The following is a 25,821-nucleotide window of genomic DNA, read 5'->3' on the forward strand; positions in this document are numbered from 1 at the left end:
GCCGCGGGGAGCTGTCGCGGGAGGCGCTATCGCCTACCGCACATGGCGGCCCCCGTTTTTTGAAGGCAAGGAAGACCATCATGGGTACCAAGGAATCCACGCAGCGCCGTGCGCAGCGCGTCCGTCGTCAGATCAGGAAGGTCGCCGGCGAGCGTCCGCGTCTGTCGGTCCACCGCACCTCGAAGAACATCTATGTGCAGGTGATCGACGACGCCAAGGGTCACACTATCGCCGCTGCCTCGACGCTGGAGAAGGACCTCAAGGGTTCCCTCAAGACCGGTGCCGACACCGCTGCGGCCGCCGCGATCGGCAAGCTGATCGCCGAGCGCGCGACCAAGGCCGGCGTCAAGGAAGTCGTCTTCGACCGCGGCCCTTACATCTATCACGGCCGTGTCAAGGCCCTGGCTGAAGCTGCTCGCGAAGGCGGTCTCAGCTTCTGATTCTTTCACCGTCGGCGACCCAAAGTGGCGTCGACAATCATCAACCCGTGCTTCCGGAAAAGAACAAGGAACAGGATATGGCACAGGAACGTAGGGAAGGCGGCCGCGGCCGCGAGCGTGAAGAACGCGACGACGGCATGGTGGACAAGCTGGTCCACATCAATCGCGTGGCCAAGGTCGTCAAGGGTGGTCGTCGCTTCGGCTTCGCCGCACTCGTCGTCGTCGGCGACCAGAAGGGCCGCGTCGGCTTTGGTCACGGCAAGGCGCGCGAAGTGCCGGAAGCGATCCGCAAGGCAACCGAGTCCGCGAAGCGCGACATGATCTTCGTGCCGCTGCGCTCGGGCCGCACGCTGCACCACGACGTCGAGGGACGCTGGGGCGCCGGACGCGTTCTGCTGCGTGCCGCCAAGCAGGGTACCGGCATCATCGCCGGCGGCCCGATGCGCGCCGTCTTCGAGACGCTCGGCATGCATGACGTGGTCGCCAAGTCGATGGGGTCGTCGAACCCCTACAACATGGTTCGCGCCACTTTCGACGCGCTGAAGAGCCAGATGCATCCCAAGGATGTCGCTGCCGCTCGCGGCATCAAGTATTCGACCCTTCAGGCCCGCCGCGGCACCGCCGTTGCGGCTGAAGAATAGTCGACTGACCAGGGATTTTGACCATGGCCAAGAAAGCAACCAAGACCATCACCGTTGAGCAGATCGGTTCGCCGATCCGCCGTCCGAAGGAACAGCGCGCGACGCTGGTCGGCCTCGGCCTCAACAAGATGCACAAGCAGCGCACGCTGGAAGATACGCCTTCCGTGCGCGGCATGATCGCCGCCGTTCAGCATCTCGTCCGCGTCGTGGACGAGGGCTGAGCCAAAGCGCAGGAGAACTCAGATGAAACTCAACGATCTGCGTGACAAGGACGGCGCGACGCACTCCAAGAAGCGTCTCGGCCGCGGCATCGGTTCCGGCTCGGGCAAGACCGCCGGTCGCGGCGTCAAGGGCCAGAAGGCACGCTCCGGCGTGGCCATCAATGGCTTCGAGGGTGGCCAGATGCCGCTCTACAGGCGCCTGCCGAAGCGCGGCTTCAACAACCTCTTCGCCAAGAGCTTCGTTGTCGTCTCGCTGGCCCGTATCCAGCAAGCCGTCGACGCCAAGAAGCTTGACGCCAAGGCAACCGTGACAGCCGAGGCGCTTGTCGCCGCCGGCGTCATCCGCCGCGTCAAGGATGGCGTGCGCGTGCTGTCCGACGGCGAGCTCAAGGCAAAGCTCGCCTTTGACGTGGCCGGCGCCTCCAAGGCCGCGATCGAGAAGATCGAGAAGGCCGGCGGCTCGGTCAAGTTGCCTGAAAAGGCAGCTGCCGAGTAACGGCGATTTGAAGCGTGATCGGCAAGAGTGGGATCCAGTTTTCGCTCACGATTGCGCTTTGACCAGCTCAATTAGGCGGCCGCGTCAACGCGGCCGCTTGCATGTTTACAGCCCGGAGCTTATCTCGTGAGCTTCGGTGAAACGCACCGCCTGACCTCACGGGCCATCAAGCGTTACCAAGCGGAGAATCAGGCATGGCTTCGGCTGCTGAACAACTAGCCTCGAATCTGAATTTCTCGGCCTTCGCCAAGGCGGAGGACCTGAAGAAACGCATCTGGTTCACCATCGGCGCGTTGCTCGTCTACCGCCTCGGCACCTACATCCCGCTTCCCGGCATCAACCCCGACGCCTTCGCCCAGGCATTCTCCTCGCAGAGCAAGGGCGTCCTCGGCATGTTCAACATGTTCGCGGGCGGCGCCGTGCAGCGCATGGCGATCTTCGCGCTCGGCATCATGCCCTACATCTCCGCCTCCATCATTATGCAGCTGATGACCTCGGTCATCCCGTCGCTGGAAGCGCTGAAGAAGGAAGGCGAACAGGGCCGCAAGGTCATCAACCAGTACACGCGCTACGGCACGGTGCTGCTCGCACTGGTTCAGGCCTACGGCATTTCGGTGGGCCTGGAAGGCGGTAACGGCATCGTCAGCGATCCCGGCATGTTCTTCCGCATCTCGACCGTCGTCACGCTGGTCGGCGGCACCATGTTCCTGATGTGGCTCGGCGAGCAGATCACCGCGCGCGGCATCGGCAACGGTATTTCGCTGATCATCTTCTCCGGCATCGTCGCGGGCCTGCCGCATGCCATCTCCGGCACGCTGGAACTCGGCCGCACCGGCGCCCTGTCGACCGGCCTGATCCTTGCGATCATCGTTCTGGCCATCGTGGTCATCGCGCTCATAGTGTTCTTCGAGCGCGCCCAGCGCCGCCTGCTGATCCAGTATCCGAAGCGGCAGGTCGGCAATCGCATGTTCCAGGGCGATACCTCGCATTTGCCGCTGAAGCTCAACACGTCGGGCGTCATTCCGCCGATCTTCGCGTCGTCGCTGCTCTTGCTGCCGGCCACCATCGCCGGCTTCTCGCAGACGACCAACATGCCGGCCTGGGCGAGCACCATCCTGGCTTCGCTTGGCCATGGCCAGCCACTCTACATGCTGTTTTATGCGGCGATGATCGTTTTCTTCGCCTTCTTCTACACAGCGATTGTCTTCAACCCGAAGGACACCGCCGACCAGCTCAAGAAGCATTCGGGCTTCATCCCGGGCTATCGTCCGGGCGAGCGCACCGCCGATTATATCGATTACGTTCTCACCCGCATCACCGTCGTCGGCGCCATCTATCTGGTGCTGGTGTGCCTGCTGCCGGAGTTCCTGATCTCGGCGACTGGCGTACCATTCTACCTTGGTGGCACATCGCTTCTGATTGTGGTCAGTGTCACGCTCGATACGGTCGCGCAGATTCAGGGGCACCTGATTGCGCACCAGTATGAAGGCCTGATCAAGAAGTCGAAGCTGCGCGGGGGGAAGAAAGCCAGATGAGGTTGATTTTGCTTGGGCCGCCAGGAGCGGGCAAGGGGACACAAGCACAAAGACTGGTAGAAAAACACGGCATACCCCAGCTCTCGACGGGCGATATGCTGCGTGCCGCCGTCCAGGCCGGAACCGAGGTCGGCAAGCGTGCCAAGGCAGTGATGGATGCCGGTGAACTGGTGTCCGACGCCATCGTCAACGCGATCGTTGCCGAGCGGATCGATCAGGCCGATTGCGCCAAGGGGTTCATCCTCGATGGCTATCCGCGCACGCTGGTGCAGGCCGATGCGGTTGATCAGATGCTTTCCGAACGTGGCATCGACCTCGACACGGTCATCGAACTGGTCGTCGACGACAGGGCCCTGGTCGGCCGCATCGTCAAGCGCGCCGAAGACGCCAAGGCCGCCGGCCTGCCGGTGCGCAAGGACGACAATCCGGCGGTGTTCGAAGAACGTCTGCGCGAGTACTACAAGAAGACCGCTCCGCTGACCGGCTACTATTACGCCAAGGGCAAGCTGAAGACCGTTGACGGCATGGCCAGCATCGATGCGGTGACCGCCGAGATCGAAGCTGTGCTGGCTGCGGCCACCAAGGCGCGGTAAGGGAATTTAAAGATTAAGCTTGACGGGGGCGGTTCGCTGCGGTATGGCGGCCCGTCTTCCTATCAGGTGCGAACTTTGCTTGTCCGCAAGGGCAAGGCAGTCGCTTTGAACTGGAAACTCCCGCAAGGGCCGGCCTCCACCGGACGCGGGGCAACTTTTACAGCGCCGAGTCTTCCTTGTTTCGAAGGTTGGCCGGCCCAGATGGAGAAGAGAAGAACATGGCTCGTATAGCCGGCGTCAACATTCCGACCAACAAGCGCGTCGTCATCGCGCTTCAGTACATTCACGGCATTGGCAAGAAGTTCGCCCAGGAGATCGTCGACAAGGTCGGCATCCCGGCCGAGCGCCGCGTCAACCAGCTGACCGACGCGGAAGTGCTGCAGATCCGCGAGACCATCGACCGCGACTACCAGGTCGAGGGCGACCTGCGCCGCGAAGTGTCGATGAACATCAAGCGTCTCATGGACCTCGGCTGCTACCGCGGCCTGCGTCACCGCCGCTCGCTGCCGGTTCGCGGCCAGCGCACGCATACCAATGCGCGTACCCGCAAGGGCCCGGCCAAGTCGATCGCCGGCAAGAAGAAGTAATTTAGGGCAGTAAGGGAGTAGGGCAGTAAGGCAATAGGAACGGCAGACATACTGCCCTACTGCCATATTCCCCTACTGCCTTCTCCTAGGTGGAGCCGCTGGCATTACGGCGGTGTAGAGATCAACTGAAAGGACTATCATGGCCAAGGAAGCCGCTCGTGTTCGCCGTCGCGAACGCAAGAATATCTCGTCGGGCGTTGCCCACGTCAATTCGACCTTCAACAACACGATGATCACCATCACCGACGCGCAGGGCAACTCGATTGCCTGGTCGTCGGCCGGTGCCCAGGGCTTCAAGGGTTCGCGCAAGTCGACCCCGTTCGCTGCCCAGATGGCTGCCGAGGACGTTGCCAAGAAGGCTCAGGAACACGGCATGCGCATGCTTGAGGTCGAGGTCTGCGGACCTGGCTCCGGTCGTGAATCGGCACTGCGCGCCCTGCAGGCGGCCGGCTTCACCATCACCTCCATCCGTGACGTGACGCCGATTCCGCACAATGGCTGCCGCCCGCGCAAGAAGCGCCGCGTCTAAGCAATTTATCGAACGCCGCGTGAGCGCCCTCGGGGGCGCTCCTCCGCGGCATTCCAGGTCGCCCGCCACGATTGGATGGTGGTGGGTCAACGGAAGGAAAGCATCATGATCCAGAAAAATTGGCAGGAACTGATCAAGCCGAACAAGATCGAGTTCTCGTCGAAGAAGAAGACGCTGACCACGCTGGTCGCCGAGCCGCTCGAGCGTGGCTTTGGCCTGACGCTCGGCAACGCGCTGCGCCGCGTGCTTCTGTCTTCGCTGCGCGGTGCGGCCGTTACCGCCGTGCAGATCGACGGCGTTCTGCATGAATTCTCGTCCATCGCCGGTGTGCGCGAGGACGTGACCGACATCGTCTTGAACATCAAGGAAATCGCCATCCGCATGGAAGGCGACGGCCCCAAGCGCATGGTCGTTCGCAAGCAGGGCCCGGGTGCGGTTCTCGCCGGCGACATCCAGACGGTTGGCGATGTCGAGATCCTCAATCCCGACCACGTCATCTGCACGCTGGACGAAGGCGCTGAAATCCGCATGGAATTCACCGTCGACACCGGCAAGGGCTACGTGCCGGCCGAGCGCAACCGCGCCGAGGACGCGCCGATCGGCCTGATCCCGGTCGACAGCCTCTACTCGCCGGTCAAGAAGGTCTCCTACAAGGTCGAAAACACCCGCGAGGGCCAGGTTCTCGACTACGACAAGCTGACCATGACCATCGAGACCGATGGCTCGATCTCCGGCGAGGACGCGGTGGCGTTCGCCGCCCGCATCCTGCAGGACCAGCTTGGCCTGTTCGTCAACTTCGACGAGCCGCAGAAGGAAGTCGCGGCGGAAGCCGTCACCGAGCTCGCCTTCAACCCGGCGTTGCTCAAGAAGGTCGACGAGCTCGAGCTTTCTGTGCGTTCGGCCAACTGCCTGAAGAACGACAACATCGTCTACATCGGCGATCTCATTCAGAAGACCGAAGCCGAGATGCTGCGCACCCCGAACTTTGGCCGCAAGTCGCTGAACGAGATCAAGGAAGTGCTCGCGGCGATGGGGCTGCACCTCGGCATGGAAGTGCCGGACTGGCCGCCGGAAAACATCGAAGACCTCGCCAAGCGTTACGAAGACCAATATTGAGCATGAATTCCAAGGATCGGCGGCGTGGGCCGTTCGATCCGACGGTCATGCGGAAAACCATCAGAGGCCTTGGCCTCTTGAACAACTGAAGAAGGAAATGAGCCATGCGCCACGGTTTTAAAGGCCGCCGCTTCGCTAGAAGCATTAGCCATCGCAAGTCGATGTTCGCCAACCTCGCCGTGTCGCTGCTCGAACATGAGCAGATCGTCACCACCCTGCCGAAGGCGAAGGACCTGCGTCCGATCGTCGAGAAGCTGGTGACGCTCGGCAAGCGCGGCGATCTGCACGCCCGCCGCCAGGTGATCGCGCAGATCGGCAATGAAGGCGTCGTCAAGCGCCTGTTCGACACCATCGCCCCGCGCTACGCCAACCGCAACGGCGGCTATCTGCGCATCATGAAGGCGGGCTTCCGTCACGGCGACAACGCCGCGATGGCTGTCATCGAGTTCGTCGATCGCGACACCTCGGCCAAGGGCGCCGGCGACCGCGCCCGCCTCGAAGCCGAAGGCACCGACGCGGAAGCCGCGGCCGCATAAGGCCACGTCTCTCCGGAATGAATTGAAGGGGCCTGCGGGCCCCTTTTTCATGTTCTGCCTGCGTCAGGGCGCCCCCCATAACCATGTTGTGGCGCGAAAATAATCGGATTTCAGCGGCTTAGCCTTTCATTTTGCACAATCGTCGGGACAATGCGCCCGAACTTGCTTTGGAGGATTCGCGAATGCGCGCCAAAAGACTGTCCTTTGTTCTGCTCTGCGCCTTCATGGTGGTCGCAGCCGCACCGGCAGTCCGGCAGGCGTTGGCCGAGGACGCCGCCAAGCCCGCGGATCCGGGCCTGTCGGACGTGCTGACCGATCTGTTGCATGGCGTTGAAGGCGAGAATGCCACCTCTGGGCCCGACAAGCGCGTGCCGTTCGGCCGCGAGGAGGTGCAGCTTTCGTTCGCGCCGCTGGTCAAGCAAACCGCGCCCGCCGTGGTCAATGTCTATGCTTCGCAGACGGCCAAGGTCACGTCGCCTTTTGAAGGCGATCCGTTCTTCGAGGAGTTTTTCGGCCGCGCGCAGCCGCGCGCGCAGTCCTCGCTCGGCTCGGGCGTGCTTGTCGATCCGAGCGGTGTCATCGTCACCAATTTCCACGTCATCAAGGATGCCGATGAGGTCAAGGTGGCGACCGCCGACGGGCGCGAATTCGCCAGCAAGATAATGCTCAAGGACGAGACGCTCGATCTCGCCGTGCTCAAGATCGAATCCGACAAGCCGTTCCCGGTCATCGCCATCGGCGATTCCGACGCACTCGAGGTCGGCGACCTGGTGCTGGCCATCGGCGACCCGTTCGGCGTCGGCCAGACCACTACCAGCGGCATCGTTTCCGCACTTGCCCGCAGCCATATCGGCGTCTCGGATTCGGGGTATTTCATCCAGACCGATGCCGCCATCAATCCAGGCAATTCGGGTGGGGCGCTGATCAACATGGGTGGCCAACTGGTCGGCATCAACACAGCCATCTACAGCCGCAGCGGCGGTTCGATCGGTATTGGCTTTGCCATCCCCGCCAACATGGTGCGGGCCTTCGCCGACGCCGCCAAGGCCGGGCTCGATTTCTTCGAACGACCCTATATCGGCGCCGAGTTCGAAGCGGTGACGCCGCAGATCGCCGAATCGCTCGGCATGGAAAAGCCAACCGGGGCGCTGGTCTCTTCGGTCGACGCGGCGGGGCCCGCCGGCAAGGCGGGGCTGAAGCCCGGTGACGTCGTGATGCAGATCAACGGCAAGCCAGTCGAGAGCATCGCGGCGCTGGACTATCGCATGGCGACGCTGTCGATCGGCACCAAGGCGAATTTCGCGATCCTGACCAAGGGCCAGCAGGCGGCGATGGATATCGCGCTGGAGCGTGCGCCGGAAGGCGCGAAGGCCTCGGAAGTGACGCTGCATGGCCGCAGCCCGTTTTCAGGTGCCAAGGTCGCGGAACTGTCGCCGCGCCTTGCCCAGAAGCTCGGCCTGCGTACAGATCTCAAAGGCGTGACGGTGATCGATATCAATCGCGATTCGCCCGCTGCCGATTTCGGCTTCCAGCCGGGCGATATCGTGCGCGAGGTCAACGGTACCACCATCGACACCGCCGCGACGCTGGCGCAGGTAGCCCAGCAGGATACGCGCTGGTGGCGCTTTACCGTCGAGCGCGGCGGGCAGATACTGCGCCAAGTGTTGCGTTACTGAGTTCGGCCCGCGAGGGTCGTGCTCCAACCTGAAGACATAAATGGCCGATCTGTTCAGCGTCGATGAACCGGAAAAGGCGCCGCCCGGACGGCCGCTGGCTGACAGGCTGCGGCCCAGAAATCTTGGCGAGGTCGTCGGCCAGGAGCATCTGACCGGCCCCGATGGCGCGCTGACCCGGCTGATCGGCTCCGGCTCGCTGGGCTCGATGATCTTCTGGGGGCCGCCGGGCACCGGCAAGACCACGGTGGCAAGGCTGCTTGCCGGCGAGACCAGCCTGGCCTTCGAGCAGATATCGGCGGTCTTTTCCGGCGTCGCCGACCTCAAGAAAGTGTTCGAGGCGGCGAAGCTGCGCCGCGCCAACGGCCGCCAGACCCTGCTTTTCGTCGACGAGATCCACCGCTTCAACCGCGCCCAGCAGGATTCGTTTCTCCCTGTCATGGAGGATGGGACGGTCGTTCTGGTGGGCGCCACAACCGAGAACCCGTCCTTCGAATTGAATGCCGCCTTGCTGTCGCGCGCGCGCGTCATGGTCTTTCATTCACTCGGCGAGGAGAGCATCGCCAAGCTGATGACGCGCGCCGAGGCCACGGAGGGCAGGGCGCTTCCGCTCGACGACGAGGCGCGGGCGATGCTGATCCGCATGAGCGATGGCGACGGACGCGCATCGCTGACACTCGCCGAGGAAGTCTGGCGCGCGGCCAAGCCTGGCGAGATATTCGATCCCGAAGGCCTGCAGCGCATCGTCCAGCGCCGCGCGCCGATCTACGACAAGGGGCAGGACGGCCATTACAATCTGATCTCGGCGCTGCACAAGTCGGTGCGCGGCTCGGACCCGGACGCCGCGCTCTACTATCTCGCGCGCATGTTCGATGCCGGCGAGGATCCGCTCTATCTCGGCCGCCGGCTGGTGCGCATGGCGATGGAGGATATCGGCCTTGCCGATCCGCAGGCGCTGGTCGTCGCCAATGCCGCCAAGGACGCCTATGACTATCTGGGCTCGCCGGAGGGCGAACTGGCCTTTGCCGAGGCCACTGTCTATCTCGCCACTGCGCCCAAATCCAACGCCGTCTACACCGCCTTCAAGGCGGCCACGCGCGCTGCCAAGGAGCATGGCTCTCTGCTGCCGCCAAAGCACATCCTCAACGCCCCGACCAAGCTGATGAAGGAAGAGGATTACGGCGCGGGCTATCGCTACGATCATGATGAGCCGGATGCTTTTTCGGGCCAGGACTATTTTCCGGAGAAGATGGGCCGCCAGACTTTCTACGATCCACCCGAGCGTGGTTTCGAGCGCGACATCAGGAAGCGGCTCGACTACTGGGCGAAGCTACGCAAGGAACGGGACTAGCTGACTTGCGCGGCCCGGTGGTCGTCACGCTTCGAAGCGAGGCCTCGCCATGGGGTATCTCGACCTCCGTCGTTCTCCACGCGCTGCTTGCCGCGACGCTGGCTCTCATGCCGCTGCCGAGGCTGCCGAAGCGGTTGGAAGAGGAGCGGGTGTCGGTCGGCATTCTGACGCCCCAGCAGTTCGAGGCGTCGACAAGGCCACCGCCAGCCCCAGAACGACCTTCGGCACCAGAGGCGCCAGCGCCATCACCGTCGCCGAGTGCTCCTCAATCTCAACCGCCCACCGCGCCGGCCATGATCCGGCCGACCGAAATGCTGTCGGGCAAGACGCTCGCCGATCCGCGCAGCCGGCAGGCACGCGCCGATCTTGCGACCTTCGCTTCCGACGAGCGCATGGTGCAGTTGTGCAATCTCGAAGCCATGGACCAGATCCGGCGATGGCGCGCGGACTTTCAGCCGGATCGCGTCGTGCCTTACGCTACCGCCGAGGAGAAGGTCCGCGGCACAACGATCGCCGCGGATGGCGCGGCTTTCCGCAGTCGCAAAAACTGGTATAATTTGAAGTTCAAATGCCAGCTCGCGCAAGACGGCGAAAGCGTCATCGGCTTTGAGTTCCTGGTCGGCGATCCCGTGGCCAGGGAGAAATGGGACGAGCTCGGCTTGCCGGCGGTGCATTGACCGACGTCTGGCAAATTCCACCAGGCAGCTGCCAGGCCACGCAATCGTGGCGTTGTGCGGCGACCCAAAAAATCTTATCAAGGCGCACGGCCGGGCGGTGGCCGTTGCCCAGATTTGGCACACTCATTCGCAACAGGATCGCGCTCCGCGCGTGGAAAAATGACAAAAACCCTTCGCAAAACCCTTCGCAAATTCGCCATCGCCATCCCACTTCTCGCCCTTGGCTTTTACTTCATCCCCATCCTCACAACGATCTTCATCGTTTGCGGGCTGATTGACGTGCTGCGCAACGACAGGAAGGATCTGGCGCTGTTCAGCGGTTATTTCCTTGGCAACGGCCTCTTCACCTGGCTGCTTTCGCCGTTCAACCTGCTGGTTGATCTCCTGTGCTATAGGAATCCCGGCGTGTGGAAGCTGGAGCAGTTTCCAGAGGATTATCAGCGCGAGGTCAACGAGGTCCTGGACATCTTCAAGGCGCGCAAGGACGAGATCATCGCCGACATCGACGCCAATTTCGGCGCCGGTCGGCGCGGCATGTATGTCTATCAATGGTACGGCAAGCACAGAATAGACAACGTCGCCGAATTCAACAAGGATTTCAAATACATCAAGACCATCGCCGTTTCCGTTTTCAGCAAGCGCGAATCGACCTCCTGGCACTTCGGCCCGCTACGGCTCAGCCTGCGCATCCTCTACAATTTGGTTCCGGTGAAAGCCGAAATCTTCGTCGAATGCGGCAACGTCAAGAACTACTGGTACGACAATCCGCAGTTCATTTTCGATGACACTCTGTTGCATCGCTCGGTCAACGAATATGACGGCCGCCGCTATTGCGTGTTCATGGACATCATCAGGCCTTCCCCGTTCCCAAGACTTCATCGCCGGCATGCTCGCTGTCGTCTCGGTCAGCGTCGAGCGCATCAATTCGATGTTCTACAAGAACTGGAAAATGATCGGCTCGACCAAGCCGAAGAAGGTCGAAACCACCTGAACTGACAATACGTCAACGTAGCCGGCAGCAGTTTGCAAGCAAGCATCTCTGCCGGCTGCTTTGCGGATCGCTGGTTATTGGCGTTCTCCACGCTTGCGGCGTGGGTACTTAAGCATAAGCTCATTTGGCATCAGCCCATTTCGGCTCTCGACAATTCATTATATAAATCTTGTTACAAGATTCGCCGGAGCGACTCCTGGCGGCGTCAGGCGACGACTTCGGCTTTGGTCCCGCAGTTCTGTCTCTTCCTTCCTTGGCGATCTCAAGTGACAAAGAACAAAATCTTCGGATTCTGGACGGGTACCTACCTATGCACAGTGTTGCTTGGGATTGCCCTCAGCGCTGCGTACATAAATCTCGAAGAGTCCGTATACTACTGGGACTTCGCCGCCTACTTCAACATGTTCAACCAGCAAGGCGCCCTCCTGGTCGAGAGCCCTTCCAAATGGCTGAGCCAATTGAGCACCTCCATCGCGACGGAAGATTACGGCGTGGCGATCCTGGTGCCCCTGATGCCGTTTCACCTCGTTTTCGGCGGTTCAAGGCTTTCCTTCGTCGCTGGAATAGTCGCGGTTTACTTGGTCCCGGCGCTACTTTTCATAGGCAGAATAAGCTATCTGGAGGCGGCCTCCGAGACACCCTCCCGAGGTTGGATCGCCGTCTGGATCGCGGCTTTCCTGTATACCCCGTTCTGGGCGCCGACGCTTCGTGGAATGCCTGACGTCGCCGGCTGTCTCGCTTTGACCGCGGCAACCTATTTTCTCTGGAAATCCAAGTTCCTGACCCGCGAACCGGTGATAAGCGGAATATCTGTCGGCGCGTGCCTGTGGTTGGCGTTCATGCTGCGCCGCTGGTACGCCTACGCTGCAATAGGGATCACCGTTTCCGCGGCCTTGCTGGGTCTGCTGCAGATCGCAAGGGATCGGGATTTGCAGGCCTTCCGGAACGCTGTATTGGGCGGCCTGTGTGTGATTTTCCTTATTGCCGCGACAGCGTTGAGTTTCCAACTGCCGCTGATCGCCAAGATCCTGGGAACCAGCTACGCCGACCTTTACAGCGGATACAGGACGATCTTTGTCACCCAACTCGGTGGAATAGGCTCTCGGCTCAGCTATGTGAACTGGGCATTGGTCATGGCAGGCCTCTACATCTCTGTTGTGCGCGGCAACAGATTTTCCTTGTTCTGTGCCATCGCCGCCGGGCTCACCTTCCTGATCTTTATCCGGACACAGGATCCCGAACGGCATCATTCGCTACCGATGTTGCTGTGGCTCTTTCCCGCCTATGCCCAGGCGATCGTTTCGATCGTCTCCGCGCCGGGACTGAAATCGCGATGGTCGGCCGCCGCCATGGCGGTTGTTGCGGGACTTGCGTTTCTGGGCACGTTTTTTCCCGCTGGCCGTCAGTTGTTGTCGCCGGTCGGCTTCGTCTTCGCCAGGGAAGCCACGCTTCCGCTTCACCTCGACAATCTCCCCGAGTACCGGCGCCTGATCGATGACCTCATCGCCAGGATGGGATCGGAGGACCGTTTTTCGGTGTTTGCCTCGGGTCCTGTAGTGAGCGACGCACTCCTGTTCGGCATGAGGCGGGATCTTGTTGCCCATGTCGGATGGATTTGCCAGGTGGACAGTCGTGATCAGTTCCAACCGGACGCATTGAAATCCAGATACGTTGTCGTGACGGACCGTCCTGTTACCCATCTGCGACCGGATGCCCAGATCTGCGTCACGATTCCGAACCAATACATTGTCGAGGGAAAAGGCATCGGGGCCGCATACAAGCGTATCGCGGAATATCAATTGTCCGGCGTTACCGGTTACCTCTACGAGCGGGTGCGCCCGGTCAGCAGAGCCGAAGTCGATGCCCTTTACAGCGAATTCAGGAAAAAGTATCCGGGCTGGGTAACGCCTGACTGGTAACGATCATGTTGGCGGTTTCGGGCACGGCTACGATCCGGCCGCCTTTCTCGCCTGTTGCACCATCGTCCAATAGCGCCGCTGGGCTTCGGTGCCTACAACTCCATACTGCGGATATATCTGAATGGATATAACGCAGCTTGGGTTGAAAACGACAATCGCCTTTGGAGGATAAGGTGAGCGGACGGCAGCCTACGGTTCATCATGCGGATTTCATCCAGGCAGCCATCGCCGGCAGTGATGCCGCGCGTTCGGCGTTGGTTGCGTCCTGGCGGCGCTCGCTCACATTGCACGGCCTTGATCCAGCCGAACGAAAGGCGCCGCAGCGTCTCACCAAAAGCGAGTTGAGCGAGGCCCGGCAACGCATAGAGCCGCTGCTGCGCGCCGCGGATGCGAGCCTCGATCGTCTCTACCTCGCCGTAGGCGGCGTTGGCTGCTGTGTGCTGCTTGCGGACCGCGACGGCATTCCTGTCGAGCGCCGCGGCGCCGTTGCGGATGACGACACGTTCGATGAGTGGGGGTTGTGGACGGGCACGGTGTGGAGCGAGGACTCCGAGGGTACCAATGGCATCGGCACCTGTCTTGCCGATCAGCGCGCCCTCACCATTCACCGCGACCAGCATTTCTTTTCGCGCAACACACTGCTCAGTTGCACCACGGCGCCGATCTACGATCATGAAGGCAATCTGGCGGCCGCCCTCGATGTGTCATCTTGCCGGTCGGACCTGACCGAAGGCTTTGTCAACCTGATCGCTATCGCGGTGAGCGACGCCGCGCGTCGTATCGAGGCCGAGAATTTCCGACTGGTGTTTTCAGACGCTCGCATCCTGCTGGCACCGGTCGCCGAGCGCAGCGCCAGCGCATTGATCGCCGTCAATGGCGACGATTTGGTGATCGGCGCTACACGCTCGGCCCGTCTTGGCCTCGGCATCACCCAGCAGATCCTGGCCAAGGGTCTCCCCGCCGCGGACATTTTGGGCAACTTGGCCGGGGCGGCGGAAGATCTGGACGAAGCCGAGCGCGGCGTGGTCCAGAGGGCCATGGCGCGCGCCGAGGGCAATGTGTCGGCGGCTGCCAGCGGCCTCGGCATTTCGCGGGCGACCCTGCACCGCAAGCTTGCCCGCTTCGGCATCCGCCGTCCGCACTGAGCTTAGGGTCCGTGACTGTCGCAGATCTGCGACAGTCCGCGCTGGCGGATGCCGGAGCCGGGGCTGACAAAGCCGACCCCGTCCGCAACTCTTCCCAACGACGCGCCACATTCCGTGACGCTGCCACTTGGGAGGAAGACGATGAACAAGGTGGAATTTTCCCGCACGGCCAAGGTTCCCTTCGCCAAGCGCTACGACAACTTCATTGGCGGCAAATGGGTTGCCCCGCTCTCCGGAAAATATTTCGAGAACATATCGCCGGTGACCGGCCGGCCGCTGGGCGAAATCGCTCGCTCGGACGCCAGGGACATCGAGGCGGCACTCGATGCCGCGCACAAGGCCAAGGACGCGTGGGGCAGGACCAGCGCCGCCGCCCGCGCGCTGATCCTCAACCGCATCGCCGATCGCATGGAAGACAATCTCGACCTCCTGGCGCTTGCCGAAACCTGGGACAATGGCAAGCCGATCCGCGAGACGACCGCGGCCGACTTGCCGCTGGCCATCGACCATTTCCGCTATTTTGCCGGTGCGGTACGCAGTCAGGAAGGCGGCATCTCGGAGATTGACCACGACACCGTCGCCTATCATTTCCATGAGCCGCTTGGCGTCGTTGGTCAGATCATTCCCTGGAACTTCCCGCTGTTGATGGCGGTGTGGAAACTTGCGCCGGCACTTGCCGCCGGCAACTGCGTGGTGCTGAAGCCCGCCGAGCAGACGCCGGCCACCATCATGCTGTGGGTGGACCTGGTCGGCGACCTGTTGCCGGATGGTGTGCTCAACATCGTCAACGGCTTTGGCCTCGAGGCCGGCAAGCCGCTCGCTTCATCGAACCGCATCGCCAAGATCGCCTTCACCGGCGAGACCACGACGGGCCGGCTGATCTCTCAATATGCCAGCCAGAACCTCATCCCGGTGACGCTCGAACTCGGCGGCAAGTCACCCAACATCTTCTTCCAGGACGTGACCGCGGAAGATGACGACTTCTTCGACAAGGCCATCGAAGGCTTCGTCATGTTCGCGCTGAACCAGGGCGAGGTCTGCACCTGTCCCAGCCGCGCGCTGGTGCATGAGAGGATCTACGACAAGTTCATGGAAAAGGCATTGAAGCGCGTCGAGGCGATCGTGCAGGGCGACCCGCTCGATCCGGCAACCATGATCGGCGCACAGGCATCGAGCGAACAGCTGGAAAAGATCCTGAGCTACTTCGACATCGGCCGCAAGGAAGGCGCCGAAGTGCTTGCCGGCGGCGAACAGAACCATCTGCCGGGCGATCTTGCCGGCGGCTATTACGTCAAGCCGACCGTGTTCAAGGGCCACAACAAGATGCGTATCTTCCAGGAGGAGATTTTCGGGCCGGTGGTCTCGGTGACGACCTTCAAGGATGACGACGAGGCATTGTCGATCGCCAATGACACGCTCTATGGCCTCGGCGCCGGTATCTGGAGCCGTGACGCCAACCGCTGCTACCGCTTCGGCCGCGCCATCCAGGCCGGCCGTGTCTGGACCAACTGCTACCACGCCTATCCCGCGCACGCGGCTTTCGGCGGCTACAAGCAGTCCGGCATCGGACGGGAAAACCACAAGATGATGCTCGACCACTATCAGCAAACCAAGAACATGCTGGTCAGCTACAGCCCGAAAAAGCTGGGTTTCTTCTGATTGCCTCCCGAGGCGGCGCATGATCCTCCCCAGGGGATCATGCGTGATCCGAGGCGTGGCTCTATCACGCCTCGGATGGTTTGGGGATGGAGGAGGAAGACGGTATGTCCGACAAGATTTCGCTCGGAAAAGTCTCGGCCACCCCGGAAGCCATTGCTTTCCTGGCGGAGATCATCGGCGCCACGGCCCGGTGCTGTTTCATCAATCGGGCGGCTGTTGCGACGGCTCCTCGCCAATGTGCTATCCCCGCAGCGATTTCATCGTCGGCGACAATGACGTCATGCTGGGCGAGATCGGCGAAACGCCAGTCTACATCAGCGCTTCGCAATATGAAGCGTGGAAGCACACCGACCTTACCATCGATGTGGTGCCGGGCAGGGGTGGCATGTTCTCGCTCGACAATGGGCGCGAGAGGCGGTTCCTGACGCGCTCGACCATCTGTGCCGTTCCAGGGATGTCGTTGGGGACTTGACGGGTTGACGCCGCCGCCCTCGCAAGGGCAGTAAACGGCGATGTTTAATCTGCTTCTTGTTGTCGTCGGCGGTGGCATCGGCGCCGGCATTCGCCATCTCACCAACATGGGGGCGCTGCGCCTTGTTGGCCCCAACTACCCCTGGGGCACGATGGCGATCAACATTGTCGGCTCCTTTGCCATGGGCCTGTTCATCGCCACCATGGCACGCCGCGGCGGGACGAACGAAGTCAGGCTGTTTGTCGCCACCGGTATCTTGGGTGGCTTCACCACTTTTTCCGCCTTTTCGCTCGATTTCGCCACGCTGTGGGAACGAGGAGCCACGCTGCCGGCGTTTGGATATGCACTGGCCAGCGTCATTGGCGCCATCATCGCCTTGTTTTTGGGTCTTTGGCTCGCAAGAAGCCTGCCTTAATGCTATTGCCGCGCCAAGCGCAGGCCGAGCCCTGCTTTGGAAACGGGTAAGCGAAGAAAAAATGGCAGGCGTTGAACAGATCACGGTGGAGGCCGGCGAGGCGGGCATGCGGCTCGATCGCTGGTTCAAGACCCATTTCCCGGGTCTTGGTTTCGGCCATTTGCAGAAGCTGCTGCGCTCGGGCCAGATCCGCGTCGATGGCGGCCGCGTCAAGGCCGACAGCCGTGTCGAGCCTGGCCAGGTGGTTCGTATCCCGCCACTCGAGGTCGACAAGAAGGGCGAAAGCGCGCTGACCGGTCATTCGATCCGCAACCAGGGCGATGCCGACGTCCTGGCGAAAATGCTTATCCATGAGGATCCGAAGGTTTTCGTCTTCAACAAGCCGGCGGGCCTTGCGGTGCAGGGCGGTTCGGGCGTCACCCGCAATGTCGACGACATGCTGGAAGCCTGGCGCAACCAGAAAGGCGAAAAGCCGCGGCTGGTTCACCGGCTCGACCGCGACACGTCGGGCGTGCTGGTCGTGGCACGCACAAGGCTCGCTGCGATGAAGCTGTCCGAGGCGTTTCGCGCCCGCGAAACGAAGAAAACCTACTGGGCCCTGGTCAAGGGCGTGCCGCCCAAGCGTGAGGACAAGATCTCGACCTGGCTGATCAAGGAGCCAACGCCCGACGGCGACCGGGTGCGCATTGCCGCGCATGGTGAAAAGGGTGCCGATCACGCCGTATCCTACTACCGCATCATCGAGCAGGCGGCGCAGACCATGACGTGGCTGGAGATGGAGCCTTATACCGGCCGCACCCACCAGCTTCGTGTCCACGCCGCCTATATCGGCTGCCCGATCATCGGCGACCCGAAATATTTCGAGGCCGACACCAACTGGGACTTTCCGGGCGGCATTCAAAACCGACTGCATCTTCACGCGCGACGCATCATCATTCCGCATCCCGACAAGGGCGTCATCGATGTCACCGCGCCCATGCCGCCGCATATGCGCCAGAGCTGGAACCTGATCGGCTTCGACGAGCAGAACGCGGAGGACTGACCTTGAGCGGCGCCACCGACGCGCTCGATCGGCGCGACACTGTCGACATGGCCGCCGCTGCGGTCATGGTTGGCCTGACCTTTTCCTGGGGCCTGAACTACGTCGCCGCCAAGATCTCCTATGCCGGCTACGACCCCGTCTTCCTGTCGATCGCACGCTCGATCATTGGCGGTTTCTGCGTCTTCCTCTGGTGCCGCTGGCGTGGCATCGCTCTGTTCACCCGCGATGGCACATTGCTCGCCGGCATTGTCGTGGGTGCGCTTTTCGGCGTCGAGTTCCTCTGCCTCTATGTCGGCCTGGAGCATACGACGGTTGCCCGCAACACGCTGCTGGTCAACGCAATGCCGTTCTGGATGCTGATTGGTGGTCACCTCCTGCTTGGCGAACAGATCACCATGCGCAAGTTCCTTGGCCTGCTGCTGGCCTTCGCCGGCCTTGCCGCCGTCTTTTCAGACAAGCTTGGCGGCGGCGGGGATATGCTGTTCGGCGATCTCCTCAGTCTTGGCGCCGGATTTTTCTGGGCCTTGACCAATATTCTCATCAAACGCTCGAAACTGGTGGAAGCCAGCGCCGAGAAGCTGCTGCTCTATCAACTCGCCGGCGCGGCGGTCGTCGGCATATTGGTGTTGCCTCTCGCTGGTCCGCCGGTGCGCGATGCCTCCTTGTTGCCGACATTGGCGCTGCTTTTCCAGGCGATCTACATCGTCGCTTTCACCTATGTCCTGTGGTTCTGGCTGCTGCGTCGCTATCCCGCGTCAAGCCTGTCCAGCTTCACGTTCCTGTCGCCGGTTTTTGGCGTTTTGTGCGGTGCGATCATCTTGAACGAACCGCTGACCATTCGCATTTTTCTGGCGCTTGGCCTGATTGCGGCGGGCCTGATCATCGTCAACCGGCCGGCGCGCAAGCTGACACCGGTGTGAGAGAGATTTTTCATGCGTGACATCCTCAACGACCTCGAAGCGGGCAAGTATCTTTCCGATCCGGATCCGGTGCGCCGTGCCCAGATCCAGATGAAGACGCCGCTGCCCAAGCGCTTCTACAAGACCGTTTCGGTTGCGCCGGTAGAGGAAGGTTTCGCCGTGCATCTCGACGGCAAGCCGGTGCGCACGCCGGGCAAGGCGCTGCTGGCGCTGCCGACCGAGGCGGCAGCAGTGCTGGTTGCCGGAGAATTCGCTGAACAGGGCGAGACGATCAATCCGGTGACGATGCCGGTAATGCGCTTGGTCAACACCGCCATCGATGGCGTCGCCAGTGACCCGCAGGCGGTGCTGGAAGACATACTGCGTTTTGCCTCATCGGACCTGCTCTGCTACCGCGCCGACGCGCCGCAAGGGCTGGTTGACCGGCAGAACGAGCAGTGGGATCCCGTCATCGATTGGGCGCGAGCCGCATTCGGCGCACGCTTCAACCTCGCCGAGGGCATCATCCATGTCGAGCAGCCGCGCGAGACGATCGCCGTTCTGGGCAGTCATCTCAATCAGCGCGCCGAGCCGCTGCGGCTGGCCGCCATCCATCTCATGACCTCGCTGACCGGTTCGGCGCTGCTGGCGGTGGCCGTCGATTTCGGTGAGCTCGACGCGGAGGCCGCCTGGGCCGCCGGCCATGTCGACGAGGACTGGCAGATCGAGCAATGGGGGCAGGACGCCGAAGCGGTCGCGCGCCGCTCCGCGCGCAAGCGCGACATGATGGCCGCGGCCGGCCTTCTCGAGGCACTCAAGGCCTGAGCCCGGGCCATTGCCGCACCGCACCTAATACCAAAGTCATAATCCCATCGTCGCTCTGACGTCGGCGGGTGCTTTCTGCCATTTTTTGCCTGATGGCTCCGCTTTTTTGAGTCTGCGTTCGGAGGAGAACGCGGGCATTGGCGTGGCATCGAGGGCAAGGGTCTCACGGGAGGACATATCAATGGCAATGGCATCGACCGCCGGCGGAACGAGCCGCGGCATGACGCGAGAGGAGAAGAAGGTCATCTTCGCTTCCTCGCTCGGCACTGTTTTCGAATGGTACGATTTCTATCTCTACGGCTCACTGGCTGCCTTTATCGGCTCGACCTTTTTCAGCCCGACCATTCCCGAGGCGACGCGCAATATCTTCGCGCTGCTGGCCTTCGCCGCTGGTTTCCTCGTGCGCCCGTTCGGCGCGCTGGTGTTCGGTCGCCTTGGTGACCTTGTCGGCCGCAAATACACATTCCTCGTCACCATGACCATCATGGGCCTGTCGACCTTCCTGGTTGGCCTGCTGCCCGGTTATGCCACTTTGGGCATCGCCGCTCCGGTGATCCTGATCTTCCTGCGCATGCTGCAGGGTCTGGCGCTCGGCGGCGAATATGGTGGGGCGGCGACCTACGTTGCCGAGCACTCGCCGGATGATCGCCGTGGCTTCTACACGTCCTGGATTCAGACGACGGCGACGCTTGGGCTGTTCCTGTCGCTGATCGTTATCCTCATCGTCCAGGGATCACTGAGCAAGGAAACCTACGCCGCCTGGGGTTGGCGCATTCCGTTCATCGTCTCCTTCGTGCTGCTCGCCGTTTCGATCTGGATTCGGCTGTCGCTTTCGGAATCGCCGACCTTCCAGAAGATGAAGGATGAAGGAAAGGGATCCAAGGCGCCGCTTTCGGAAGCTTTCGGTCAGTGGAAGAATGCCAAGATCGCGCTGCTGGCGTTGTTCGGCCTTACCGCCGGCCAGGCCGTGGTCTGGTATAATGGTCAGTTCTACGCGCTGTTCTTTCTGCAGAACGTGCTCAAGGTCGACGCGCAATCGGTCAACATCATGATTGCCGTTGCGCTGGCGCTTGGTTCTATTTTCTTTGTCGTGTTCGGCTGGCTGTCCGACAAGATCGGCCGCAAGCCGATTATCATGGCTGGCCTTGCGCTCGCCATCGTCAGCACTTTCCCGCTGTTCAAGGCATTGACCTGGGCCGCCAATCCGGCGCTCGCCAAGGCGCAGCAGAACACGCGGGCAACGGTGACGGCGGCACCCGGAGACTGCAGGTTCCAGTTCAATCCGGTCGGCACGGCCAAGTTCACGACGTCCTGCGATATCGCGACTTCGTTCCTGACCAAGAACTCGGTTCCCTATGACGTGGTGTCGACGGCTGCGGCCGGGACGGCTGCGTCGGTCAAGATCGGCAACGAGACGGTGACGTCCTACGACGCGGTTGCCGCCGGCGATCAGGCCAAGGCCAAGGACGCTGCCTTCGTCAAGGCCGTCAACATGTCGCTGCAGGACGGCGGCTATCCGTTGAAGCGGGCAGCGATCAAGGTCGCGGACCAGAAACTCGACGCTTTCATCGCGGCCAACCCCGAGCTGAAACTTGATGCTGCTGCCATCCGCGGCGGCGAAAAGGCAGCGATGCCTACCGATCAGGCGGTCAAGGACAAGATCTTGACCACAGATGAGGCGGCGGGCGCCCCAGAGGTCACCGTCTATAATATACCGGGTGGCGGCGCCTTTGCCATGTTCGCCGATCCGGCGGCCGTGAACTGGCCGATGACAATCGGCATCTTGTTCCTCCTGGTGCTGCTCGTTACCATGGTCTACGGCCCAATCGCGGCGATCCTGGTCGAGATGTTCCCGACCCGCATCCGCTACACCGGCATGTCGCTGCCCTATCACATCGGCAATGGCTGGTTCGGCGGCTTGCTGCCTGCGACGGTGTTCGCGCTCAGCGCCTATAGGGGCGACATCTACTACGGCCTTTGGTATCCGGTGGTGATCGCGGCGATCACGCTCGTCATAGGCGTGATCTTCGTCAAGGACACGCTCGGCACCAACTTGCACGCTAAGGATTAGCCGATCGGATTCATGTGCAACGAAAAAGCCCGGCGTGAGCAATCACGCCGGGCTTTTCATGTCAGTGACCGAAAGAAGCGGATCAGCTCTTTCGCTGATTTTCTTCCTCGACGGCTGCTTCGTGATACCAGCCGTCAAAATCGGCGTATGTGGTACGCAACGAGGCGAGCTCTGCCGTGAATTTCGCCTTCGCGCCTAAATTTGAGGCAGATTTACGCGCTGCCAGAGGGAACATCAGAATTTTTGCCGACGGACGGGTGGGAACGATTTCCATGGGCCGTCTCCTTTCTTCTTCAGGAGCTTGTCAATTCAGCTTTCCCAGAAGATAGGTCCTGCGATTCCTTTAGGCAATATGCCTACGAAAAGATCATTATTTGCCCAATATTTGTGCGGTCTGCGCGTTTGATCGATCCGGACCCGGTGATGAGGCGGCTCAGCAAATTCGACGCGATATCGCGGCCATTTTGCCGCACCCGCCAGTGCCGGAGTGGCACACGAATTGCATTTTACTGATCGGCAGCGCCGGCTGCCGACGGCAGACGCATGTCGATGCTGTTTGGTGTTCGGTGATCAAGCAACGAGAGGCTAGAATGACGAAATACAAGCTCGAGTACATTTGGCTCGATGGATACACCCCGGTCCCCAACCTTCGCGGCAAGACGCAGATCAAGGAATTCGCAGAATTCCCGACGCTCGAACAGTTGCCACTGTGGGGGTTCGACGGTTCCTCGACCATGCAGGCCGAGGGCCGCAGCTCCGACTGCGTGTTGAAGCCGGTGGCGCTTTACCCGGATCCTGCCCGCACCAACGGCATTCTGGTCATGTGCGAAGTCATGATGCCCGATGGCGTAACCCCGCATGAATCGAACAGCCGCGCGACCATTCTCGACGACGAGGATGCCTGGTTCGGCTTCGAGCAGGAGTACTTCTTCTACAAGGACGGCCGTCCGCTCGGCTTCCCCGAGAGCGGCTACCCGGCACCGCAGGGCCCATACTACACCGGCGTCGGCTACAAGAACGTCGGCGACGTCGCGCGCAAGATCGTCGAAGAGCATCTTGACCAGTGCCTTGCGGCCGGCATCAACCATGAAGGCATCAACGCCGAGGTGGCCAAAGGCCAGTGGGAATTCCAGATTTTCGGCAAGGGCTCCAAGAAGGCCGCCGACCAGATCTGGATGGCGCGCTATCTGCTTCTGCGTCTGACCGAGACATACGGCATCGACATCGAGTTCCACTGCAAGCCGCTTGGCGACACTGACTGGAACGGCTCGGGCATGCACTGCAACTTCTCGACCAAGTTCATGCGCGAAGTCGGCGGCAAAGCCTATTTCGAGGCCCTGATGGCACAGTTCGACAAGAACCTCATGGACCACATCGCCGTCTACGGTCCGGACAACGACAAGCGCCTGACCGGCAAGCACGAAACCGCGCCGTGGAACAAGTTCAGCTACGGCGTCGCCGACCGCGGCGCTTCGATCCGCGTACCGCACTCCTTCGTCAAGAATGACTACAAGGGCTATCTGGAAGACCGCCGTCCGAACTCCCAGGGCGACCCCTACCAGATCGCCTCCCAGGTTCTGAAGACGATTTCGCAGGTTGCGACCGACGCGTCGGTTTCGGCCGCCGCCTGATTGTTTTCGCGAGCGCGGGCCATGAGATGACCCGCGCCCGCGTTTGCAGTGACAAGAGCCCCGGCAGGAAAACGCCGGGGCTTTTTTGTGCTTTTGGGGTGGAGCACCGCACGAATCCGCCACGGCGCCTTCGGGTAACCTCTCAATTCAGGGCGTCGACGGATACCCGTTTGATGCTTGTTCTGAACACAGCCTACACGGCACCGACGACCATGCCGATAAGATGCCCACCCTGCGCTACCCGGTTCCGTGGGAATCTTGGTCCTTGCCAGGGACCGTTTTGGGCGGCGACGGCCGCGTGGAATGAATTCCCCCAAAAAAAGTCAGGTTGAAAAGGGGCGGCCAAAACCGTGGCACCGGTCCGCCCCGGCTGACGTTTGGTCACCGTGTTCCCCGGGGCCGCAGGCGTGGAAATTGCCTGAAAAGCCCGGAAAACCGCCGGTTCGAGCGGTTTTGTGCACTCAAAGGCTCTTATATAAGTCTCTGTTAAAGCACTAGGATCGACCGTTTGCACCACCGGCTGGCAACGTTGACAGATCGCGCCGCGGCATGCGTATCGTGCCTTGGGTTACGCCAAAGCGATGCTGTTCGAACGGGGCGGGGTTTCTTGAACGACGGCATTGGCGGGGGCGCCGGACGAGCGGGCATTGCAGCCTGAGGCAGTGCGCCGCTCGCTCCTGGCGTTTTGTTGCGCTCTAGAACCATCCGCCAACGCGCCAGCCATGGCGTTGTACTGCGACTATGAAGCCGTGTGTTTCGCCGGCGGTCACAAGCGGGCAAGACCACACGATCCCAACACCCAAAAGCAATTCACTGATGTGATTGACCATACACATCCATCAGTGAGCGTTGGGCGCAGCAAAAAGCCCTTGAAGGGAGAAATCCTTCAAGGGCTTTGCAAGCTATCCGAACGGGTTCTTAGACCGAGTAGTACATGTCGTATTCGACCGGATGCGGGGTCATTTCGAAGCGCATCACCTCGGCCATTTTCAGTTCGATGTAGCTGTCGATCTGGTCATCGTCGAAGACGCCGCCGGCCTTCAGGAAGCCGCGGTCCTTGTCGAGGCTCTGGAGCGCCTCACGCAGCGAACCGCAGACCGTCGGGATCTTCTTCAACTCCTTCGGCGGCAGGTCGTAGAGATCCTTGTCCATCGGCTGGCCAGGGTGGATCTTGTTCTTGATGCCGTCGAGGCCGGCCATCAGCATGGCCGCGAAGGCGAGGTAGGGGTTCGCGCCCGGATCAGGGAAACGGACCTCGACGCGCTTCGACTTCGGCGACGAACCGAACGGGATGCGGCAGGAGGCCGAGCGGTTGCGCGCCGAATAGGCGAGCAGAACCGGCGCCTCGTAGCCGGGCACCAGGCGCTTGTAGGAATTGGTCAGCGGGTTGGTGAAGGCATTGATCGCCTTGGCATGCTTGATGATGCCGCCGATGTAGAACAGGCAGGCTTCGGAGAGGCCTGCATACTCATTGCCGGCGAAGGTCGGCTTGCCGCCCTTCCAGATCGACTGGTGAACGTGCATGCCCGAGCCGTTGTCGCCGAAGATCGGCTTCGGCATGAAGGTGGCCGTCTTGCCGTAGGCATTGGCGACCTGGTGCACGACGTACTTGTAGATCAGCATCTTGTCGGCATTGCGGACCAGCGTGTCGAACTTGATGCCGAGTTCGTGCTGCGCGGCGGCGACCTCATGGTGATGCTTTTCGACGCGGACGCCCATTTCGGCGAGCACGGTCAGCATCTCGGAGCGCATGTCCTGCGCGGAATCGATCGGCGGCACCGGAAAATAGCCACCCTTGACGCGCGGGCGGTGGCCAAGGTTGCCGGTTTCGTAATCGGTGTCGTCGTTGGACGGCAACTCGGTGGAATCGAGCCTGAAGCCGGTGTTGTAGGGATCGGCCTTGTACTTGACGTCATCGAACACGAAGAATTCGGCTTCCGGACCGACATAGATGGTGTCGCCGATGCCTTCCGACTTCATGTAGGCCTCGGCCTTCTTGGCCGTGCCGCGCGGATCGCGGTTGTAGGATTCGCCCGAGACCGGATCGAGGATGTCGCACAGGATGACCATGGTCGACTGCGCGAAGAACGGGTCCATGTGGACCGTGTCCGGATCGGGCATCAACACCATGTCGGACTCGTTGATGGCCTTCCAGCCGGCAATCGACGAGCCGTCGAACATGACACCATCGGCGAACATGTCTTCCTCGACCTCGACGACATCCATCGTCACGTGCTGCAGCTTGCCCTTCGGGTCGGTGAAGCGCAGGTCGACGAATTTCACGTCGTTGTCCTTGATCTGCTTCATGATGTCTTTGGCTGTCGTCATGTCATGTATCCCTGTGTGATGACGTTTTT

25 protein-coding genes and 2 pseudogenes are annotated in these 25,821 nt (G+C 61.5%); 24 read left to right on the forward strand and 3 right to left on the reverse strand.

Features of this window, described 5'->3' with window-relative positions:
- Positions 1-80: 80 nt before the first annotated feature.
- The 22 genes and pseudogenes from rplR to AC1VON_RS20290 all read left to right on the forward strand — a co-directional run bounded on the left by rplR (position 81) and on the right by AC1VON_RS20290 (position 19,762).
- A complete protein-coding gene (rplR, locus tag AC1VON_RS20185; RefSeq protein ID WP_010909284.1) occupies positions 81-440 on the forward strand; it encodes a 50S ribosomal protein L18 in 360 nt (119 codons plus the stop codon).
- Between the two features lie 77 nt (positions 441-517).
- The gene (gene rpsE, locus AC1VON_RS20190) at positions 518-1,081 is read left to right on the forward strand and encodes a 30S ribosomal protein S5 (RefSeq protein WP_032933400.1); all 564 of its coding nucleotides are present in this window, start codon (positions 518-520) and stop codon (positions 1,079-1,081) included.
- Between the two features lie 23 nt (positions 1,082-1,104).
- Entirely contained in the window at positions 1,105-1,302 is a 198-nt protein-coding gene (gene rpmD / locus AC1VON_RS20195) for a 50S ribosomal protein L30 (protein WP_006205449.1), read from the forward strand.
- Positions 1,303-1,324: 22 nt separating this feature from the next.
- Entirely contained in the window at positions 1,325-1,798 is a 474-nt protein-coding gene (gene rplO / locus AC1VON_RS20200; RefSeq protein WP_056568053.1) for a 50S ribosomal protein L15, read from the forward strand.
- A 194-nt stretch (positions 1,799-1,992) separates the two neighbouring features.
- Complete coding sequence (secY, locus tag AC1VON_RS20205; protein ID WP_056568050.1) at positions 1,993-3,333, forward strand: preprotein translocase subunit SecY; 1,341 nt, start codon at positions 1,993-1,995, stop codon at positions 3,331-3,333.
- Entirely contained in the window at positions 3,330-3,926 is a 597-nt protein-coding gene (locus tag AC1VON_RS20210; RefSeq protein ID WP_483124635.1) for an adenylate kinase, read from the forward strand. The genes secY and AC1VON_RS20210 overlap by 4 nt, the downstream gene beginning before the upstream one ends.
- Before the next feature lie 218 nt (positions 3,927-4,144).
- Positions 4,145-4,513 (forward strand): 30S ribosomal protein S13, encoded by a 369-nt coding sequence (gene rpsM, locus AC1VON_RS20215; protein ID WP_006205445.1) that lies wholly within the window; start codon positions 4,145-4,147, stop codon positions 4,511-4,513.
- Between the two features lie 139 nt (positions 4,514-4,652).
- The gene (gene rpsK / locus AC1VON_RS20220) at positions 4,653-5,042 is read left to right on the forward strand and encodes a 30S ribosomal protein S11 (RefSeq protein ID WP_006205444.1); all 390 of its coding nucleotides are present in this window, start codon (positions 4,653-4,655) and stop codon (positions 5,040-5,042) included.
- Between the two features lie 105 nt (positions 5,043-5,147).
- Positions 5,148-6,158 (forward strand): DNA-directed RNA polymerase subunit alpha, encoded by a 1,011-nt coding sequence (locus AC1VON_RS20225; RefSeq protein WP_006205443.1) that lies wholly within the window; start codon positions 5,148-5,150, stop codon positions 6,156-6,158.
- Between the two features lie 104 nt (positions 6,159-6,262).
- Positions 6,263-6,694 (forward strand): 50S ribosomal protein L17, encoded by a 432-nt coding sequence (rplQ, locus tag AC1VON_RS20230; RefSeq protein ID WP_010909289.1) that lies wholly within the window; start codon positions 6,263-6,265, stop codon positions 6,692-6,694.
- 182 nt (positions 6,695-6,876) lie between these two features.
- On the forward strand, positions 6,877-8,370 hold the full coding sequence (locus AC1VON_RS20235) for a DegQ family serine endoprotease (protein ID WP_172350634.1): 1,494 nt from the start codon (positions 6,877-6,879) through the stop codon (positions 8,368-8,370).
- A gap of 40 nt (positions 8,371-8,410) precedes the next feature.
- Positions 8,411-9,718: a replication-associated recombination protein A gene (locus AC1VON_RS20240; protein WP_172373917.1), complete on the forward strand. Its 1,308-nt coding sequence runs from the start codon at positions 8,411-8,413 to the stop codon at positions 9,716-9,718.
- A gap of 5 nt (positions 9,719-9,723) precedes the next feature.
- Positions 9,724-10,395 (forward strand): DUF930 domain-containing protein, encoded by a 672-nt coding sequence (locus AC1VON_RS20245; protein ID WP_483124636.1) that lies wholly within the window; start codon positions 9,724-9,726, stop codon positions 10,393-10,395.
- A 159-nt stretch (positions 10,396-10,554) separates the two neighbouring features.
- Positions 10,555-11,386, forward strand: a pseudogene (locus AC1VON_RS20250) (aspartyl/asparaginyl beta-hydroxylase domain-containing protein).
- Positions 11,387-11,652: 266 nt separating this feature from the next.
- A complete protein-coding gene (locus AC1VON_RS20255; protein WP_483124637.1) occupies positions 11,653-13,305 on the forward strand; it encodes a hypothetical protein in 1,653 nt (550 codons plus the stop codon).
- 173 nt (positions 13,306-13,478) lie between these two features.
- Positions 13,479-14,450 carry a helix-turn-helix domain-containing protein gene (locus AC1VON_RS20260; protein ID WP_483124638.1) on the forward strand — a complete coding sequence of 324 codons (972 nt, stop codon included), beginning with the start codon at positions 13,479-13,481 and terminating at the stop codon, positions 14,448-14,450.
- A gap of 141 nt (positions 14,451-14,591) precedes the next feature.
- The gene (gene adh / locus AC1VON_RS20265) at positions 14,592-16,109 is read left to right on the forward strand and encodes an aldehyde dehydrogenase (RefSeq protein ID WP_483124639.1); all 1,518 of its coding nucleotides are present in this window, start codon (positions 14,592-14,594) and stop codon (positions 16,107-16,109) included.
- A gap of 104 nt (positions 16,110-16,213) precedes the next feature.
- Positions 16,214-16,581: pseudogene (locus AC1VON_RS20270) on the forward strand (DUF779 domain-containing protein).
- Positions 16,582-16,621: 40 nt separating this feature from the next.
- On the forward strand, positions 16,622-16,996 hold the full coding sequence (gene crcB / locus AC1VON_RS20275) for a fluoride efflux transporter CrcB (protein ID WP_483124640.1): 375 nt from the start codon (positions 16,622-16,624) through the stop codon (positions 16,994-16,996).
- A 61-nt stretch (positions 16,997-17,057) separates the two neighbouring features.
- Positions 17,058-18,038, forward strand: coding sequence for an RluA family pseudouridine synthase (locus AC1VON_RS20280; protein ID WP_140773904.1), 981 nt, complete (start codon positions 17,058-17,060; stop codon positions 18,036-18,038).
- Between the two features lie 47 nt (positions 18,039-18,085).
- Positions 18,086-18,958, forward strand: coding sequence for a DMT family transporter (locus AC1VON_RS20285; RefSeq protein WP_172352980.1), 873 nt, complete (start codon positions 18,086-18,088; stop codon positions 18,956-18,958).
- A gap of 12 nt (positions 18,959-18,970) precedes the next feature.
- Entirely contained in the window at positions 18,971-19,762 is a 792-nt protein-coding gene (locus AC1VON_RS20290) for an ATP12 family chaperone protein (RefSeq protein ID WP_483124641.1), read from the forward strand.
- Between the two features lie 36 nt (positions 19,763-19,798).
- On the opposite strand, the gene AC1VON_RS20295 is transcribed toward AC1VON_RS20290, so the two are convergent.
- The gene (locus AC1VON_RS20295; RefSeq protein WP_172347039.1) at positions 19,799-20,008 is read right to left on the reverse strand and encodes a hypothetical protein; all 210 of its coding nucleotides are present in this window, start codon (positions 20,006-20,008) and stop codon (positions 19,799-19,801) included.
- Here AC1VON_RS20295 and AC1VON_RS20300 point away from each other — a divergent pair.
- Positions 19,944-21,833, forward strand: a complete 1,890-nt coding sequence (locus tag AC1VON_RS20300; protein WP_172350625.1) for an MFS transporter — start codon at positions 19,944-19,946, stop codon at positions 21,831-21,833. The two genes, AC1VON_RS20295 and AC1VON_RS20300, sit on opposite strands and share 65 nt — an antisense overlap.
- An 82-nt stretch (positions 21,834-21,915) precedes the next feature.
- On the opposite strand, the gene AC1VON_RS20305 is transcribed toward AC1VON_RS20300, so the two are convergent.
- Entirely contained in the window at positions 21,916-22,107 is a 192-nt protein-coding gene (locus tag AC1VON_RS20305; RefSeq protein ID WP_172350624.1) for a DUF2735 domain-containing protein, read from the reverse strand.
- Positions 22,108-22,423: 316 nt separating this feature from the next.
- Between AC1VON_RS20305 and AC1VON_RS20310 the strand changes: the two genes are divergently transcribed.
- Positions 22,424-23,464, forward strand: coding sequence for a glutamine synthetase beta-grasp domain-containing protein (locus tag AC1VON_RS20310; RefSeq protein WP_065005076.1), 1,041 nt, complete (start codon positions 22,424-22,426; stop codon positions 23,462-23,464).
- A 918-nt stretch (positions 23,465-24,382) separates the two neighbouring features.
- On the opposite strand, the gene glnA is transcribed toward AC1VON_RS20310, so the two are convergent.
- Complete coding sequence (glnA, locus tag AC1VON_RS20315) at positions 24,383-25,792, reverse strand: type I glutamate--ammonia ligase (protein ID WP_056568012.1); 1,410 nt, start codon at positions 25,790-25,792, stop codon at positions 24,383-24,385.
- Between the last annotated feature and the right edge of the window lie 29 nt (positions 25,793-25,821).

The sequence above is a fragment of the Mesorhizobium sp. HAY1-8B genome, assembly GCF_056868045.1.

Coding starts and splice junctions, on each gene's coding strand:
- rplR (WP_010909284.1), top strand. CDS start 81: ATGGGTACCAAGGAATCCACGCAGCGCCGTGCGCAGCGCGTCCGTCGT.
- rpsE (WP_032933400.1), top strand. CDS start 518: ATGGCACAGGAACGTAGGGAAGGCGGCCGCGGCCGCGAGCGTGAAGAA.
- rpmD (WP_006205449.1), top strand. CDS start 1,105: ATGGCCAAGAAAGCAACCAAGACCATCACCGTTGAGCAGATCGGTTCG.
- rplO (WP_056568053.1), top strand. CDS start 1,325: ATGAAACTCAACGATCTGCGTGACAAGGACGGCGCGACGCACTCCAAG.
- secY (WP_056568050.1), top strand. CDS start 1,993: ATGGCTTCGGCTGCTGAACAACTAGCCTCGAATCTGAATTTCTCGGCC.
- AC1VON_RS20210 (WP_483124635.1), top strand. CDS start 3,330: ATGAGGTTGATTTTGCTTGGGCCGCCAGGAGCGGGCAAGGGGACACAA.
- rpsM (WP_006205445.1), top strand. CDS start 4,145: ATGGCTCGTATAGCCGGCGTCAACATTCCGACCAACAAGCGCGTCGTC.
- rpsK (WP_006205444.1), top strand. CDS start 4,653: ATGGCCAAGGAAGCCGCTCGTGTTCGCCGTCGCGAACGCAAGAATATC.
- AC1VON_RS20225 (WP_006205443.1), top strand. CDS start 5,148: ATGATCCAGAAAAATTGGCAGGAACTGATCAAGCCGAACAAGATCGAG.
- rplQ (WP_010909289.1), top strand. CDS start 6,263: ATGCGCCACGGTTTTAAAGGCCGCCGCTTCGCTAGAAGCATTAGCCAT.
- AC1VON_RS20235 (WP_172350634.1), top strand. CDS start 6,877: ATGCGCGCCAAAAGACTGTCCTTTGTTCTGCTCTGCGCCTTCATGGTG.
- AC1VON_RS20240 (WP_172373917.1), top strand. CDS start 8,411: ATGGCCGATCTGTTCAGCGTCGATGAACCGGAAAAGGCGCCGCCCGGA.
- adh (WP_483124639.1), top strand. CDS start 14,592: ATGAACAAGGTGGAATTTTCCCGCACGGCCAAGGTTCCCTTCGCCAAG.
- crcB (WP_483124640.1), top strand. CDS start 16,622: ATGTTTAATCTGCTTCTTGTTGTCGTCGGCGGTGGCATCGGCGCCGGC.
- AC1VON_RS20280 (WP_140773904.1), top strand. CDS start 17,058: ATGGCAGGCGTTGAACAGATCACGGTGGAGGCCGGCGAGGCGGGCATG.
- AC1VON_RS20285 (WP_172352980.1), top strand. CDS start 18,086: ATGGCCGCCGCTGCGGTCATGGTTGGCCTGACCTTTTCCTGGGGCCTG.
- AC1VON_RS20290 (WP_483124641.1), top strand. CDS start 18,971: ATGCGTGACATCCTCAACGACCTCGAAGCGGGCAAGTATCTTTCCGAT.
- AC1VON_RS20300 (WP_172350625.1), top strand. CDS start 19,944: ATGGCAATGGCATCGACCGCCGGCGGAACGAGCCGCGGCATGACGCGA.
- AC1VON_RS20295 (WP_172347039.1), bottom strand. CDS start 20,008: ATGACCTTCTTCTCCTCTCGCGTCATGCCGCGGCTCGTTCCGCCGGCG.
- AC1VON_RS20305 (WP_172350624.1), bottom strand. CDS start 22,107: ATGGAAATCGTTCCCACCCGTCCGTCGGCAAAAATTCTGATGTTCCCT.
- AC1VON_RS20310 (WP_065005076.1), top strand. CDS start 22,424: ATGACGAAATACAAGCTCGAGTACATTTGGCTCGATGGATACACCCCG.
- glnA (WP_056568012.1), bottom strand. CDS start 25,792: ATGACGACAGCCAAAGACATCATGAAGCAGATCAAGGACAACGACGTG.